The 14,383-nt window shown below is 64.5% G+C and carries 13 protein-coding genes; 2 read left to right on the forward strand and 11 right to left on the reverse strand.

The window, feature by feature from the left end:
* Positions 1–141: 141 nt before the first annotated feature.
* The 5 genes from AC1DPF_RS06360 to AC1DPF_RS06380 form a co-directional block, all read right to left on the reverse strand.
* Positions 142–1,146, reverse strand: a complete 1,005-nt coding sequence (locus AC1DPF_RS06360; RefSeq protein ID WP_477960277.1) for a right-handed parallel beta-helix repeat-containing protein — start codon at positions 1,144–1,146, stop codon at positions 142–144.
* 85 nt (positions 1,147–1,231) lie between these two features.
* Positions 1,232–3,835: a methionine synthase gene (metH, locus tag AC1DPF_RS06365; RefSeq protein ID WP_477868530.1), complete on the reverse strand. Its 2,604-nt coding sequence runs from the start codon at positions 3,833–3,835 to the stop codon at positions 1,232–1,234.
* A 116-nt stretch (positions 3,836–3,951) separates the two neighbouring features.
* A complete protein-coding gene (locus AC1DPF_RS06370; RefSeq protein ID WP_477960280.1) occupies positions 3,952–5,007 on the reverse strand; it encodes a homocysteine S-methyltransferase family protein in 1,056 nt (351 codons plus the stop codon).
* 18 nt (positions 5,008–5,025) lie between these two features.
* Positions 5,026–5,970 carry a methylenetetrahydrofolate reductase [NAD(P)H] gene (gene metF / locus AC1DPF_RS06375; RefSeq protein ID WP_477868526.1) on the reverse strand — a complete coding sequence of 315 codons (945 nt, stop codon included), beginning with the start codon at positions 5,968–5,970 and terminating at the stop codon, positions 5,026–5,028.
* A complete protein-coding gene (locus AC1DPF_RS06380; protein WP_477960282.1) occupies positions 5,967–6,938 on the reverse strand; it encodes an ArsR/SmtB family transcription factor in 972 nt (323 codons plus the stop codon). Before AC1DPF_RS06380 ends, metF begins: the two co-directional genes overlap by 4 nt.
* Positions 6,939–7,075: 137 nt before the next feature.
* Between AC1DPF_RS06380 and AC1DPF_RS06385 the strand changes: the two genes are divergently transcribed.
* Together AC1DPF_RS06385 and AC1DPF_RS06390 are read left to right on the forward strand one after the other, a co-directional pair.
* The gene (locus tag AC1DPF_RS06385) at positions 7,076–7,993 is read left to right on the forward strand and encodes an MlaA family lipoprotein (RefSeq protein ID WP_477960283.1); all 918 of its coding nucleotides are present in this window, start codon (positions 7,076–7,078) and stop codon (positions 7,991–7,993) included.
* 139 nt (positions 7,994–8,132) lie between these two features.
* Positions 8,133–8,327: a hypothetical protein gene (locus AC1DPF_RS06390; RefSeq protein WP_340316887.1), complete on the forward strand. Its 195-nt coding sequence runs from the start codon at positions 8,133–8,135 to the stop codon at positions 8,325–8,327.
* A gap of 96 nt (positions 8,328–8,423) precedes the next feature.
* On the opposite strand, the gene AC1DPF_RS06395 is transcribed toward AC1DPF_RS06390, so the two are convergent.
* The 6 genes from AC1DPF_RS06395 to AC1DPF_RS06420 form a co-directional block, all read right to left on the reverse strand.
* Complete coding sequence (locus tag AC1DPF_RS06395) at positions 8,424–9,203, reverse strand: phosphatase PAP2 family protein (protein WP_477960285.1); 780 nt, start codon at positions 9,201–9,203, stop codon at positions 8,424–8,426.
* A gap of 49 nt (positions 9,204–9,252) precedes the next feature.
* On the reverse strand, positions 9,253–10,038 hold the full coding sequence (locus AC1DPF_RS06400) for a CpsD/CapB family tyrosine-protein kinase (protein WP_477868518.1): 786 nt from the start codon (positions 10,036–10,038) through the stop codon (positions 9,253–9,255).
* A complete protein-coding gene (locus AC1DPF_RS06405; RefSeq protein ID WP_477960287.1) occupies positions 10,035–11,486 on the reverse strand; it encodes a GumC family protein in 1,452 nt (483 codons plus the stop codon). The genes AC1DPF_RS06400 and AC1DPF_RS06405 overlap by 4 nt, the downstream gene beginning before the upstream one ends.
* On the reverse strand, positions 11,483–12,658 hold the full coding sequence (locus AC1DPF_RS06410; protein ID WP_477960289.1) for a hypothetical protein: 1,176 nt from the start codon (positions 12,656–12,658) through the stop codon (positions 11,483–11,485). The genes AC1DPF_RS06405 and AC1DPF_RS06410 overlap by 4 nt, the downstream gene beginning before the upstream one ends.
* Positions 12,655–13,272, reverse strand: a complete 618-nt coding sequence (locus tag AC1DPF_RS06415; protein ID WP_477868513.1) for a polysaccharide biosynthesis/export family protein — start codon at positions 13,270–13,272, stop codon at positions 12,655–12,657. Before AC1DPF_RS06415 ends, AC1DPF_RS06410 begins: the two co-directional genes overlap by 4 nt.
* 672 nt (positions 13,273–13,944) lie before the next feature.
* Complete coding sequence (locus tag AC1DPF_RS06420; protein WP_477868511.1) at positions 13,945–14,223, reverse strand: integration host factor subunit beta; 279 nt, start codon at positions 14,221–14,223, stop codon at positions 13,945–13,947.
* Positions 14,224–14,383: the final 160 nt, after the last annotated feature.

Genomic DNA, 14,383 nt, shown 5'->3' on the forward strand with positions numbered 1-14,383 from the left:
TGCTCCTTCTAGGGATTATTCGTTGCCGAACATCCGTTGTGCGATGCAGCACAAATAAGAAGGGGCTCCTTCCAACGCAATTTCAAAACAGGTCGCCACGAATGCAATTTATGCAACTGCATGCATCTTTTGCATTCGTGATCAGCCGATCAGGCGATCACGAACCCGCCCGGCATAATAGCGCAGCCGCGCCCGCACCTTGTCCGCGAAGGTGGGGTTGTCCGGCAGGACGCGCATCAGCACCTGCAGTTGCGGGCTTGTTCCATTTCGTTCGACCCGCTTGGCCGATCCGCTCCAGTCGGCAATCAGCGCACTCGGCCATGCGGCCCCGCGCACCTGATTCGCCACATTGTCGGCGATCAGCAGATTCGCCGAGCTGTTGCGCTGCGCCTCTGCCGCGATTGCGATGAAGGCCGCATGGTTTTCCTTGTCGGCGCCCTGGACGAAGAAATTGCGCTCGATGCGCCCGGTCGCTCCCTCGGGCAGGTCGATCATGTAATTGGTGGCACGGCCAGCGCTGTCGTCAAAGCTGCAGTCGCTAACCAGGATGCGGCCGGCGCGACTCTTCACATAATGGCCCCCCCGGCCCTTTTCGAATCGGCTCCGCCGTACCGTCACCGAGCGAAAGGCGCTGGCGTAGATCGAATGCGCACAGGCGAGCCCCCGGTCGCAGCGGCCGAGGCCGGAAAAGGTCGACCGATCGACGCTGATGTCCGACGAGGGATCGTCGCCGCCGCCCAATATGCCTTCTTCCGAATTGCGGAAGATGCTGCGGGTGACGGCAAGCGGCCCTTTCTCGATGCGGATGCCCGCGCCATTGCCGTCGGGCACGCGCAGATTTTCGAAGATGAGCCCGTCGACGCTCGCCCCGCGCCCGCGTAACACCAGTACGGCCTTGCCCTCGCAAATGCCGCCGTCGAAGATCGCCGCCAGCGGGCGCGCGGCACGATAGGCGATGCGGCCGGCGGTTTGCACCGCGCAGTCCTTGTAGCGGCCGGGCGCGATCAGGATCGAGCCGTTGCCGTCACCGATGGCGAGGACGGCTTCGCCGAGCGTCGCGTAGGATGCACCGGTCTGCTCGACGGTGAAGGGGGCCGCTGAAAGCGGCGCAGCCGAAAGAAGGAGCACTGAGAGCCGACGCCACATACCGATACCCTCTCCCCTGGGAAGCCGGGGGTCCATGCCTATCGCACCAAGCCGCGACGATATGCCACGGCCGATGAGGATCGGGTTAATCCAGGTTCGGCCGCAGCCACCGCTCCGCCGTCTCCAGGTCCACGCCGCGTCGGCCGACATAGTCCTCGAGCTGGTCCCGTCCGATCCGCGCAACGCCGAAATAGGCCGCCTCGGGATGGCCGAAATAGAAGCCCGACACCGCCGCTGTCGGCAACATCGCGAAGCTCTCGGTCAGGGTGGCGCCGGTAGCTTCGGAAGCGTCGAGCATATCGAACAGGATCGGCTTGTGGCTGTGATCGGGACAGGCCGGGTATCCCGGCGCCGGCCGGATGCCGCGATACTGCTCGCGGATCAGCGCTTCGTTGGTGAGTTGCTCGCCCTCGGCATAGCCCCACAGATCGGTGCGGACATGCAGATGGAGGCGCTCGGCGAACGCCTCGGCGAGGCGATCGGCGAGCGCTTTCAGCAGGATGTCGCGATAATCGTCATAGTCGGCCTTGAATCGGGCGCTGTGCGAATCGATACCGTGGATGCTGACCGCGAAACCGCCCAGCCAGTCATTCTCGCGATCGACAAAATCGGCGAGGCACATGTTCGCACGGCCTTCGCGCTTCTTTATCTGCTGGCGCAGGAAGGGCAGGCGCACCCACGCCTCGCCCGGCTGGACGAGGACATCGTCGCCTTCGCTCCGCGCCGGCCACAGCGCGGCGACGCCCTTCGCCGTAAGCCATTTCTCGGCGATGATCGTGTCGAGCATCGTCTGCGCATCGGCGAACAGGCTTCGCGCACTATCACCGACGAGAGCGTCGTCGAGGATCGCGGGATAGTTGCCAGCCAGCTCCCAGGCGCGGAAGAACGGCGTCCAGTCGATATAGTCGCGCAGATCCTCGATCGGCCAATCGGCGAAGACATGCGTGCCGGGGTGCTTCGGCGCTTCGGGCTTCAGCGCGAAATCGGCGACGAAGGCGTTGGCCCGCGCCTCGGCCAGGGTCGCAAGCTCATTCTGCCCCTTGCCCTCGCGCGCCCTGCGCACCGCGTCATAATCCGCCGCGGTCTTCGCAACGAAATCGTCGCGCTGGGTATCGGACAGCAGCGTGGACGCAACGCCGACCGCTCGGCTGGCGTCGAGGACATGCACCACCGGCCCGGCATAAGCCGGCGCGATCCGCAACGCCGTGTGGACCTTCGATGTGGTAGCGCCGCCGATCAGCAGGGGCATCGTCATGTTGGTGCGCTGCATCTCGGCCGCCACCGTCACCATCTCGTCGAGCGACGGCGTAATCAGGCCCGACAGCCCGATCATGTCGGCATCATTCTCGTTGGCGGCGGCCAGGATCGTCATCCACGGCACCATCACGCCGAGGTCGATCACCTCATAGCCATTGCACTGGAGCACGACGCCGACGATGTTCTTGCCGATATCGTGGACGTCGCCCTTGACGGTTGCCATGATGATCCGGCCCTTCGGCCGCGCGCCCGCGACCTTCTGCGCCTCGATGAACGGCAGCAGGTGCGCGACCGCCTTCTTCATCACCCGCGCCGATTTGACGACCTGGGGCAGGAACATCTTGCCCGACCCGAACAGGTCGCCGACGACGTTCATCCCGTCCATCAGCGGCCCCTCGATCACCTCGATCGGCCGGTCGAACAATTGGCGAGCTTCCTCGGTGTCGTCGACGACATAGGCGTCGATGCCCTTGACCAGCGCATGTTCGAGCCGCTTGACGACGCCCCAGCCGCGCCATTCCTCGGCCGCCTTCTCCGCGACCGCATCGGTGCCGCGATAGCGCTCTGCGAGCGTGATCAGGCGATCGGTCGCATCCTCGCGCCGGTCCCAGATCACGTCCTCGCAGGCTTCGCGCAGCTCCGGATCGATCGCATCGTAAACGTCGAGCTGGCCGGCGTTGACGATCCCCATGTCCATCCCCGCCTGGATCGCGTGGTAGAGGAACACGCTGTGCATCGCCCGGCGCACCGGCTCATTGCCGCGGAACGAGAAGCTCAGGTTCGAGACACCGCCCGAAATGTGGCAATGCGGGCAGCGCTTCTTGATCTCCGCGGTCGCCTCGATGAAGTCGATCGCATAGCGGCGATGCTCGTCGATGCCGGTCGCCACCGCGAAGATGTTGGGATCGAAGATGATGTCCTCGGGCGCGAAGCCGTCGGCCACCAGCAGCTTGTAGGCGCGCTCGCAGATCTCGACCTTGCGCTCCTTCGTATCGGCCTGGCCGACCTCATCGAACGCCATTACCACCACGGCGGCGCCATAGGCGCGGCATTTGCGGGCGTGATGCAGGAAGGCCTCCTCGCCCTCCTTCATGCTGATCGAATTCACGATCGGCTTGCCCGACACGCATTTCAGCCCCGCCTCGATCACCGACCATTTCGAGCTGTCGACCATTACCGGGATACGCGCGATGTCGGGCTCGGCCGCCATCAGCTTGAGGAAGGTCGTCATCGCGAACTCGGCGTCGAGCAGGCCCTCGTCCATGTTGACGTCGATGACCTGCGCGCCGTTCTCGACCTGCTGCCGCGCGACTTCGACAGCCTTCGTATAGTCGCCGCCCATGATGAGCTTCTTGAACGCCGCCGATCCGGTGACGTTGGTGCGCTCGCCGATATTCACGAACTGGGCGGTGGAGGGGGTCGAACTGGTCATGATTGGTGTAGCCTGGCCATGCTGAACTTGTTTCAGCATCCACTCTGCCGCTTGGAGAAGGCTTGGGTGGATGGGTGGTGGATCCTGAAACGAGTTCAGGATGACGGAGAAAATGTCTAGGCCGCGATGATCATCGGATCGAGGCCGGCCAGCCGGGTTCGATGGTCATGCGCGTGCGGAACGCGGGGCGGCTTGCCCGCCACCGCGTCGGCCATCGCGGCGATATGCGCCGGCGTCGATCCGCAGCAGCCGCCGACGACGTTGACCAGCGCCTGGTCCGCCCAGTCCCTGATGAAGTTGCCGGTGGTGTGCGGCCGCTCGTCATATTGGCCGAGGTCGTTGGGCAGGCCGGCATTGGGGTAGATCATCACCAGCACGTCGGCGATGCCCGACAAAACCTGGACATGCGGGCGCAGCAGATCGGCACCGAAGGCGCAGTTGAGCCCCACCGTCAACGGATGGGCATGACGGATCGCGTGCCAGAACGCCTCGACCGAATGGCCCGACAAATTGCGGCCCGACATGTCGGTGATCGTCATCGAGATCATCATCGGGATCTCGACGCCCCGCTTCGCCTGCTCCTCGAGCACCGCCATGATCGCCGCCTTGGCGTTGAGGGTGTCGAAGATCGTCTCGATCAGGATGAAGTCGCAACCGCCGTCGAGCAGCGCCGCCGTCTGGTCCTGATAGACGTCGCGCATCGTGTCGAAATCGACCGCGCGAAAACCCGGGTCATTGACGTCGGGCGAAAGCGACAGCGTCTTGTTGGTCGGCCCGATCGCACCCGCGACGAAACGCGGACGGCCATCCCTGGCTGCGTAATCATCGGCCGCCTTGCGCGCGATCCGGGCGGCCGCGAGGTTCATGTCGCGGACGAGATGGACCGCCGAATAATCGGCCTGGCTGATGATGTTGGCATTGAAGGTGTTGGTCGAGACGATATCCGATCCCGCGTCGAGATATTGCCGGGTGATCTCATCGATCACGTCCGGGCGGGTCAGCACCAGCAGGTCGTTGTTGCCCTTCTGATCATCGGCCAGATCATAGCTGCCGCGATAATCGGCTTCCTGGAGCTTGTAGCTCTGGATCATGGTGCCGAACGCGCCATCGGTGATCAGGACGCGCTGCTTCGCCTGCTCGCGGAAACGGATGGCGGCTTCAGACTTCTGCATGGGGAAACCTTCCGGATGTCACGCCGCCACCTCGAGCTGCTTGGCATCTGCCCGCAGGCCGAGAAGGTGGCAGATCGCGAAGGACAGTTCGGCACGATTGAGCGTGTAGAAATGGAACTGGCGCACGCCGCCGGCATAGAGGCGGCGGCACATCTCCGCCGCGATCGTCGCGGCGACGAGCTGGCGCGACGCGGGGTGATCGTCGAGACCCTCGAACAGCCGGTCCATCCACGCCGGGATGGCGGCACCGCAGAGCCCGGCGAACTTGCGCGTCTGCGCGACGTTCGACACGGGCAGGATGCCGGGCACGATCTCGCCAACGATGCCGGCCGCGCGGGCTCGGTCGCAGAAGCGGAAATAGGCTTCGGGAGAGAAGAAGAACTGGCTGATCGCGCGCGTGGCGCCCGCGTCGAACTTGGCCTTCAGATTGGCGATGTCGCTCTCGACGCTCGCCGCCTCGGGGTGGCATTCGGGATAGGCCGCCACCGAAATCTCGAACGGATGGATCGCCTTCAGCCCTGCAACCAGCTCGGCAGCGTTGCGATAGCCCTGCGGATGGGGCGTGAACTTCGTCCCTTCGACGGGCGGATCGCCGCGCAGCGCAACGATATGCCGCACCCCGGCAGCCCAATATCCGCGGGCGATCTCCTCGATCTCGGCCTTGCTCGCCTCGACGCAGGTCAGGTGCGCCGCCGCGGGGATATCCGTCTCGCTCGCGATCCGCGCCACGGTGTGGTGGGTCCGCTCACGCGTCGAGCCGCCGGCGCCATAGGTGACGGAGACGAAACGCGGCTTGAGCGGCGCGAGCGTCTGGATCGCATTCCACAGCGTTTCTTCCATCTTCTCGGTCTTGGGCGGGAAGAATTCGAACGAGACGGCGGCGTCCCCCGCCAGGTCGGCGAACAGCGGAGCATCGAGCGCGCGGCGCGCTTCTTCGAGCTGGGTCAACGGTAGCGATGTCATGATACTGCCTTCAACTGGCTGCGCTGGCCGCGCAAGCCCAACCATAATTTGACGGTCAGCGCATCGCCGACCAGCGCCTCGACCCGGTCCAACCCCAGCCCGGCCGCGTGAAACCAGCCCCCGATCTGATCATCGTCGAAGCCGAGGCGGACATGCGCGTCGCGGCTGCGCAGATCCTCGCGCTCGTGACTGGCGAAATCGACGATCAGCAGGCGGCCGCCGGGCGACAGCAGCCGTGCGCTCTCGGTTATCGCCGCCGCCGGATGCTGGGCGAAATGGAGCACCTGGTGGAGGATGACGAGATCGGCCGAGCCATCGCCGAGCGGCAGCGCATACATGTCGCCCTGCCGCAGCTCGGCCTGGGCGAGCCCGGCTTCGGACAGCTTGACCCGGGCAAGGCGAAGCATCTCGGGGCTGCGATCTATTCCGAGCGCCGCCGAAGCCTGGCCGCCGACCAGTTCGATCATGCGGCCGGTGCCGGTGCCGATGTCCACCATCCTGCCGATCGGCGCATCGGCCAGCATATCGACGATGCGCTGCTCGACGGCGCTCTCGGGCACATGGAGCGAGCGGATCGCATCCCATTCCTCGGCATGTTCGGCAAAATATCGCGCTGCCGCGGCAGCGCGATCGGCGCGCACCGCGGCCAGTCGCGCACGATCCGCGACCGCCCAGACATCGTCGGCAGCGCGGTTCCAGTCGTCGATCGCCGCGAACAGCGGCGTGACGCACGCCTCGGCACCGAGGCCGAGGAACACCCAGCTGCCTTCCTTGCGGCGCACGCACAGCCCGGCATCCGCGAGTATCTTGACGTGGCGGGAAACACGCGGCTGGCTCTGCGTCAACACCTGCGCAAGCTCCCCGATCGACAACTCCATCGCGCGCAACAGATGGAAGATGCGCAGGCGGGTGGGGTCGGCAAGCGCCCGGAAGATGGAGAGGGCATCGCACGGCATATATTCACACATAAAGAAATCTTTATATGTGGTCAAGACGCTTGCCCAGCCCGGCAGTGGCGGGCATGCCGTTCACCGGGCGGAACGCCGCCATGTTTCAAATGTATGACCGGCGGCGGAACGATCCGCCCGAAAAGGGGATCTCTACAATGCGAGCTTCGGTGAGGATGATCGGCGCTGTTGCCGTTGGCCTGACGCTTTCGGCCTGCGCCACGACGGGGACCGACCGGCTCGCCGAGAAGGACCCGCTGGAGGGGTTCAACCGCGGCGTCTGGGCGGTCAACCGCGGCGCCGACAAGATCATCGTCAAGCCGGTGACCCAGGTCTACCGTGCTGTCGCTCCGAAGCCTGCGCGCGACGGCGTGCGCAACTTCTTCGCCAATGTGGGGGAGCCCTTCTCGTTCATCAACAATGTCCTGCAGGGCAAGGTTGACCGGGCGGTGCGCAATCTCGGCCGCTTCCTCGTCAACAGCACGGCCGGAATCGGCGGCCTCTTCGATCAGGCATCGCGCGCCGGCATCAAGCCCGCACCGGAGGATTTCGGCCAGACGCTCGCCATCTGGGGTGCCAATGGCGGTCCCTACCTAATGCTTCCGCTGCTCGGCCCCTCGACGCTGCGCGACGGCGTCGGGACCGGCATAGCGCAGTTCACCGACCCCTATCGCGTCTGCCTGAGCGAGTGTGGCCTGCCGCATGGCGTTCCGCTGGCGATGACCGCAACCCAGATCATCAGCGTGCGCGACGGGCTGATCGAGACGGGCGCGGACAACTTCCTTGAATCCAGCCTCGACCCTTATGCCGCAGCGCGGTCGGCCTATCTGCAGCGTCGGCGGGCCGAGATCCTCAACCAGGAAGGCGACGATGCAGCCGCCGAGGCAGCGGCCGCAGCCGATGCCGAGGCGAATCCCATCGGCGCCGAGGCCGGCTCTGCAGCGGACGCAGACGCCGGAATCCCTGATCCCGGCGCGGCTGCCCCGGCCGATCCGGCCGGCCCTGCAACTCAATCCGAACCGGCAGCGAAACCAAGTGATCCGGCCACTTCCGGGCCTTCGGGACAGCCGAATTAACTACCGGAACAAGAGACATTGCATCGCACTGCGCAAAACTGTAAGAAGTCCGAGCCTGTTTCGGGGGGAAACAAGCCTGAACGTGATTGGATCGTTCGAGCCACTCTCTTTTTTTAATTCACTTCCGGAGAATTCGATCATGAAGAAGATCGTTGCCCTTTCGCTTATCGCCGCCGCCTCGCTGTCGCTGGCTTCGTGCAAGAAGACCGAAACGACCGTCGAGAACAACACGACCGTCGTCGACAACACGGCCGACGCGGTGGTCGACACCAACGCTGCGATGGCTGATTCGAATGCGGTTGCTCCGGCGGACAACGCTTCGAACGCGATGTAATCGCGCTGGTAGCGGCTGTCTGACAGCCGCTACCTGAGCAGCAAGAAGGCCGTGCGCTCGCGCACGGCCTTTTTTGTGCCCGCAAGAGCCTGGACGTCAGCGGAAAATCGGCTGGCTCACCAACATCTCTTCGGCCGAGCAACTCTGCGCCGAGGGAGCCGTACCGGTCTTGCGAAGCGCCGCCAGCTCGGCCCGGGCCGCGACCATTGCGGTGGTATAGCCGGGTTCGGTGCGGACCACCGCCAGCGTTGCGCTTGCGACCATATGGCCAGCCTCGACCGCGCTCATGCTCGCCATCCCGCAGACGATCCTGCTCTCCCCATAGGCCCGCGCGCGCGCCATGATCGGTGCCGCGCGGTCATCGACCGCCTCGCCGAGGACCAATCCCCAGGTCCAGCCGCGGGTCGCATAATCCGACGGATAGCCATATTCCACGCCTTGGGGCGGAGACGCACAGGTCTCTCCCGAATCGAGCAGGAAGGGAGGCTTCTTCTTGTAATAGCCTTTCAGCTCGTTCGCCTCGCGCGCCGCGTCGCGCGATGCCTTCTCCAGCAGCGCCGCAGTTCTGGGCGCAGTTTGCGGAGTCATCACGACCCGTACCGCACAGGCAAAGCCGCGCATCATCGATGCGGTATCGACCGCGGCATCCGCGATCGCCATGTCCCAGCGCGCACTGCCCTTCAGCGCCCGCGTCAGCTTGAATATTTCCTGGTCGGCGACCCCTCGGGACTCCTGCGCGATGGGCGCCGGCGGCACCACGTCGATGAGGCTGAGAAAACCCGGCGGAAGGAACGCAACGCCGTCGGGAACAGCGGCGATCGTGACGCCCGCCGTTGCAAGCAAAGCCGCGGCCAACCCCTTGTAAAAGCCCTTCATCACCGCCCCCCTCGCTCAGGAGGCAGCTTTGCCCGCACCGTGCCTGCGGTCAATCGTCGTAATATCCGCCGTAGCGCTTGTTCTGGCCATAGCCGTAGCCATAGTCGCCGCCGATCAGCCCGGCGTCATAGCGGTTGAGCACGGTGCCTATGCAGGGTGCCGGAGACAACAGGCGGAAGCTGTCGCGCACTTCCTTCCGGGTGGTGACACCGTCCTCGACGATCATCAGATAAGCGTCGATCTTCTGGCTGATCACGACCGCGTCGTCATTGGCGAACACCGGCGGCAAGTCGCACAGGCACAGGGTATTCTCCGGCAGCTGGCGCATCGCCGCGATCAGCGAATCCATCCGCGCCGAGGAGACCAGCTCGTCCGATGCCGCGGCGTTCGGGAAGCTCGGAAAGATAGTCAGTTGCTCGTTGGCGATGGTCTTCGCCACTTCGCGGAGGTCGGTGATGGTGCCATCGAGGAAATGCGACAGCCCAACCTCTCCGCTCAGCTTGAAGTTGCGCGCGATCGTCGAGCGCCGCAGGTCGAAATCGAACAGGTAGGTGTGGAGCTCCGGCGTCCGCGCCAGGGCGGCTGCGAGGTTCGACGCGACGAAGCTCTTTCCGACCTTGGGCGTCGGCGACGTCACACCGATGATCTTCCAGCCGCGAGCGCGTGCGATTCGAAGCACCTGCGCGCGCAGCAGGGTGAAGGGTCGCGATCGGATATCCTTGCTGTCGAAGCCGTAGATGCCGGTCTCGCGCAGCGTCTCGAAGCCGGTGGCGCGATCGGCGGCGCCGGGCACGGAAGCGCCCGGTTCGACGCGTTGGGGCGGATCGAAGCTCATGCGCGGATCGCCCTGCGTCGGCTGAACAGGCGCGTTTTCTTGCGCTTGGCCGATCCGCGTCGCTTCGGCTTGAGCGTAGGGATCACCACCAGCGGACCGACACCGAGTATCGACTGAAGCGCGGCGCCGCCCCGGATCGGGCGGCGGATCAATTCGATCAGCAGCGCCAGGCCGAGGCCGAGCGCGGCCCCCACGGCAAGGCCGCCGACGATCAGCAACCCCCGGTTGGGCGAATTGGGCTCGTCCGGCATCGTCGGCGGGTCGACCAGCACCAGCCGCTCGCCGCGCTGCTCGGCATCCATCTTCTGCGCGGCTTCGGCGGCGAGCAGGTTGCCCGAGATTCGGTCGTAATTCGCGCGCAGGCCATCCGCCTTCGCTTCCAACTGGCGAATGCTCTCCTCGATCAGGGGAGCCCCGCTCTGCGCGGCCACGGTGGCATTGGCGCGCGACATATCGACCGACTTGGCACCCGACAGCGTAGCGATGGTGCGATTGTTCGCGGCGATCTGCGCGCTGATCGCGGGATTGTTGCGCGGGCTGCCATTGGCCTTCGCCGCAGCGCGGGCCTCCGTCAGCTTCTGCTGGGCGGCGATCACGTCGGGATGATTGTCCGAATAGAGCGCCTTGGCCGATGCGAGCCCAGCCTCGGCCTGGATGACGCGATCATCGGCATTGGTGCTGTTGCTGTTCAGCTTGCCCTGCAGCTCTGTATTCTCGCGCTGCAGCTGGGCGATCTGCACATCATAGTTGGACGTCGAGGGCAGGAAACCGCCGATCCGTGACAGGGCGAGCCCGTTGCGGCTCTTGATGTCGGCGAGCTTGCCTTCGAGTTCGGCGATCTGTCCCTGGATCTGGGCGGCCTGGTCGCGCAGGAAACCGACGGTCGCATCGGCCTGCGCCGACAGTTGCGAGCTGTCGAGCTTCAGCAGCTTCTCTGTGAACTGCTGCGTCACCGCCTGCGCCTTGGCCGGATCCGAATAGGTGAAGGACACGGAAAAGGCGATCGTGCTCGAATCGCCGCGGCGGGCCGCAAGCTTGTCGATATCGGCGGTGACAGGCGTGATCGCCGTGGCCTTGCGCATCATATCGATGATCGACGACAGCGACTTCTTGCGCCGCTCGGACGTATAGAGATCATTGTTCTGGATCAGCTCGATCAGGCCCGGACGGCTTAATATCTGCTGCTGGATCTTGGCGATGCGCTGGTCGATCAGGTCGTTCACCGACGCGGCCGCGATCTGCTCCGGCAGTTCCTTCGACTCGACCACGACCGTGGCGGAGGACTGGTAATGCGCGGGCAGGCCGTAAGCGAGGCCGAGCCCGGTCAGCGCACTCACCCCGAACGGAATCAGGACGAACCAGCGCCGCTGGTACAATATCCGCGGCAGATAACGGAGCAGGCCATCGGCCAAATCGCCATCGGCCGACGGATCGACATGCTCGGTCATTGCGACCGCGGCAGCGTCAGGATGGCGTAGAGATCGCCGCCATAGTCCGCCCTGATCTGGCGGCCGCCAAACACGTCGCGGTAGCGGCCCTCGCTGCCCAGCTTGAGCCGTGGCGTCATCTGCCAGTCGAAGCCGCTGCGTATGCTGACATATTCGCGGGTCGGGATAGTCCCTGCCTGCGACTTGCTGCGCGCGTAACTACCGTTCGCGGAGAAGCCGAGTTTCTCGGTCAGCCGGCGGTTATAGCTGATGCCGAGCTGCGTGCGTTCCACCGTGCTGCCGGCGCCCGATCCACTCACCGAGCGGTCGGCATAGAGGCAGAAATTATCCTTCACGCCCTTGTGGCAGAGGTTCACCGTGCCGGAGAGCCCCTTGCTGCTCTCGTCGCGGGCTTTTGGGAGCGTGAGATCGCTGAACGACATGCCCAGCGAGGCATCGAAATGCCAGGTGGGACTGAGTTCGGTCGAGAAGGTGACCGACGGCTGCATGACCATCGTGCTCAGGCCCGGCGTGTCATAATCGATGCGGTAGACCGAGCCGCTGAGGCCGATCTTCGATCGCGAGCTGATCGCATGCTGCCAGGCGACGCTCCCGCCGATATTGTCGGAATCACCGCCGGCTGGGCCGCTGCCATAGCGAGTCGCCGTGGCGCCGCCGTTGGCGGAAAGCGTGTCCTTGGGGCCGACCTGATATTCCCAGCCGCCGCTGACGCTATAGGTGTCGGCGCGCCGCCGCAGGCCGATCAGGTTGACATCGGTATCGTCGATCGGGGCGCCCGTCACTATGTCGTCGCTCTGGCCGATCACCTCGCTGTCATAGCGCAGCGCGCCATATATGCTCAGCTTCGGCGTAACGCGCTGCTGGACCGCCAGCTCGCCACCATATTGATTCGAATTTCCGTAACGGCGCAGATATTCCGTGCGCTCATAGTGACCGGAGAGCTCGACCACGCCCTTTTCGGTCCGCTTCGTGAGCTTCGGCGCGACGGTAGCCTCGACATAGCCGCTCGCCAGGTCGCTGCCCGGCGACAGGAAGGGATTGATGTCATAACCGAGCCGGACAGTCGTATCGACCGACAGCTTCGCAGGACCGGCGCAGGCCGGAGCGCCCATGGCCAGCGCCACGAACGCGGCAGCGCACGAACCGGCGGACAGCCTGGAACCCGCGTTCATGGCACCACCACCGTATCGCCGCTTTGCAGTTCCACGATCGCCCCCTGGAGATCCGCGCTCGAAGGCGAACCCTTCATCGCGCTGTCCAATCGAACCTCGATCACCTGGATCTGACCGCCATTCTTGCGATATATCTTGACCTTGCTGAGATCGGCGAACTCGGTCGGTCCGCCGGCGACGCTGATCGCCTCGAGCACGTTGACATAATGACCCGGGGTGAAGGCGCCCGGCGTCCGCACCTTGCCGGCTACCGAGAAGCTCAGGCCACTGGGATTCTTCACCGACACCGTCACGCGCGGCACCGAGTTTCGATATTGATCGGACAGTCCTGCGACGATCACGCCTTCGAGGTCCGTAGGAAGCTTGTTGAGCGCATCGATACGGCCGACCAGCGGAAAAGACACGCTGCCGTCGGGCAGCACCTTCAAGACGCGCTGGAGCCGCTCGTCGCCCCACACATATATCTCGATCTCGTCGCCCGGATTGATGCGATAGGGCTTGAGCGGGGGCGCGCCGGGTGCCGGCGGTCCCACCATGGCGAGAGCCGGCGACGGGAGCAGCATTGCACCTGTCACGGCCAGCAGCGCCGCCCCGATCGTCCCCCGTTTACGCATTACAACCCCATCGCCCTCCGCATCAGACCGACTCCCGCCGGGTCGCCCGACGCATGTCGGAACACGGCTCCTGTCGATCAATTGCGGTTCCGCTGCACAATTGCCCCAAAAACGCGGCGCTTGAAACAGAAAAAACCCACACAATCGGGGACTTTGCAGAAGCTAACAATTGCCGCGACGCATCCACGCAACCCTCGCCCCGACATAGGCTCCAATGCTTAACAGGCGATTGATGATCCGGGCGAGCCCGAGTCCAGGGGGCCGATCGGACGAAAGCTGGTGCGGGCGGGGGGACTCGAACCCCCACAGGTCTCGCGACCTTACGGATTTTCATACCACTTCGGCTTTCGCCGCCGGGCCGCGAGACCCGTTCGTGGTCTGGACTATCCCTTCGCCCTATCCGCTTTGCGTGGACGTAGGCGCTGCCCGTCTAGTCTCTACACCTTCCGCCGGAGGAAATACTCCGGCGGCTTGGCTCGGGATCACCAGGAATCAGGCTTCCCCGAATTTGAGCAGTTCTGCATCGCCGGTTTCCCGGCGAGCACTCGATCGATGGTTCAAGTCCGTTGCGTCTACCAATTTCGCCACGCCCGCAGCGTCGCATGCGGGTGAATAGCTACCGCCGCACGGACCGCCAAGCACGAATCGGTGTCGGCCGAATCGGGCCTCGCCTCAGACGTTGAGGCGGAGCCGCATTTCCTTGCCCGGCTTGAAATAAGGAACGCGCTTGGCCGAAACCGGCACCGTATCGCCAGTACGGGGATTGCGCCCCACCCTCGCTTCACGGCTGCGCGTAGAAAAGGCTCCGAAGCCGCGCAGTTCGACGCGTCCGCCTTCCGCCAGTCTCTTGCTAATCGCGTCGAAGAGAGTTGAAACGATTTTTTCAACTTCTTTCGGCGAAAGATCGGGATTGTCCTGCGATAGCAGCTGAACCAACTCGGATCTTATCACTAAGCCATCCCCCCTTGACGTGATAGCCGATCCGGCAGGTGCTTTTCCGGCACAATCGGCTCTGCCATCGACAGACTTACCCCGTTAAGCCCCGTCACATTTCCTATGTAACGATAAAAGCCTCGTTAAATCAATCATAGTTCAGCGTGGCTTCGTCCCG

The organism is Rhizorhabdus sp. P4_G6 (assembly GCF_056401045.1).

Coding starts and splice junctions, on each gene's coding strand:
- AC1DPF_RS06360 (WP_477960277.1), bottom strand. CDS start 1,146: ATGTGGCGTCGGCTCTCAGTGCTCCTTCTTTCGGCTGCGCCGCTTTCA.
- metH (WP_477868530.1), bottom strand. CDS start 3,835: ATGACCAGTTCGACCCCCTCCACCGCCCAGTTCGTGAATATCGGCGAG.
- AC1DPF_RS06370 (WP_477960280.1), bottom strand. CDS start 5,007: ATGCAGAAGTCTGAAGCCGCCATCCGTTTCCGCGAGCAGGCGAAGCAG.
- metF (WP_477868526.1), bottom strand. CDS start 5,970: ATGACATCGCTACCGTTGACCCAGCTCGAAGAAGCGCGCCGCGCGCTC.
- AC1DPF_RS06380 (WP_477960282.1), bottom strand. CDS start 6,938: ATGTGTGAATATATGCCGTGCGATGCCCTCTCCATCTTCCGGGCGCTT.
- AC1DPF_RS06385 (WP_477960283.1), top strand. CDS start 7,076: ATGCGAGCTTCGGTGAGGATGATCGGCGCTGTTGCCGTTGGCCTGACG.
- AC1DPF_RS06390 (WP_340316887.1), top strand. CDS start 8,133: ATGAAGAAGATCGTTGCCCTTTCGCTTATCGCCGCCGCCTCGCTGTCG.
- AC1DPF_RS06395 (WP_477960285.1), bottom strand. CDS start 9,203: ATGAAGGGCTTTTACAAGGGGTTGGCCGCGGCTTTGCTTGCAACGGCG.
- AC1DPF_RS06400 (WP_477868518.1), bottom strand. CDS start 10,038: ATGAGCTTCGATCCGCCCCAACGCGTCGAACCGGGCGCTTCCGTGCCC.
- AC1DPF_RS06405 (WP_477960287.1), bottom strand. CDS start 11,486: ATGACCGAGCATGTCGATCCGTCGGCCGATGGCGATTTGGCCGATGGC.
- AC1DPF_RS06410 (WP_477960289.1), bottom strand. CDS start 12,658: ATGAACGCGGGTTCCAGGCTGTCCGCCGGTTCGTGCGCTGCCGCGTTC.
- AC1DPF_RS06415 (WP_477868513.1), bottom strand. CDS start 13,272: ATGCGTAAACGGGGGACGATCGGGGCGGCGCTGCTGGCCGTGACAGGT.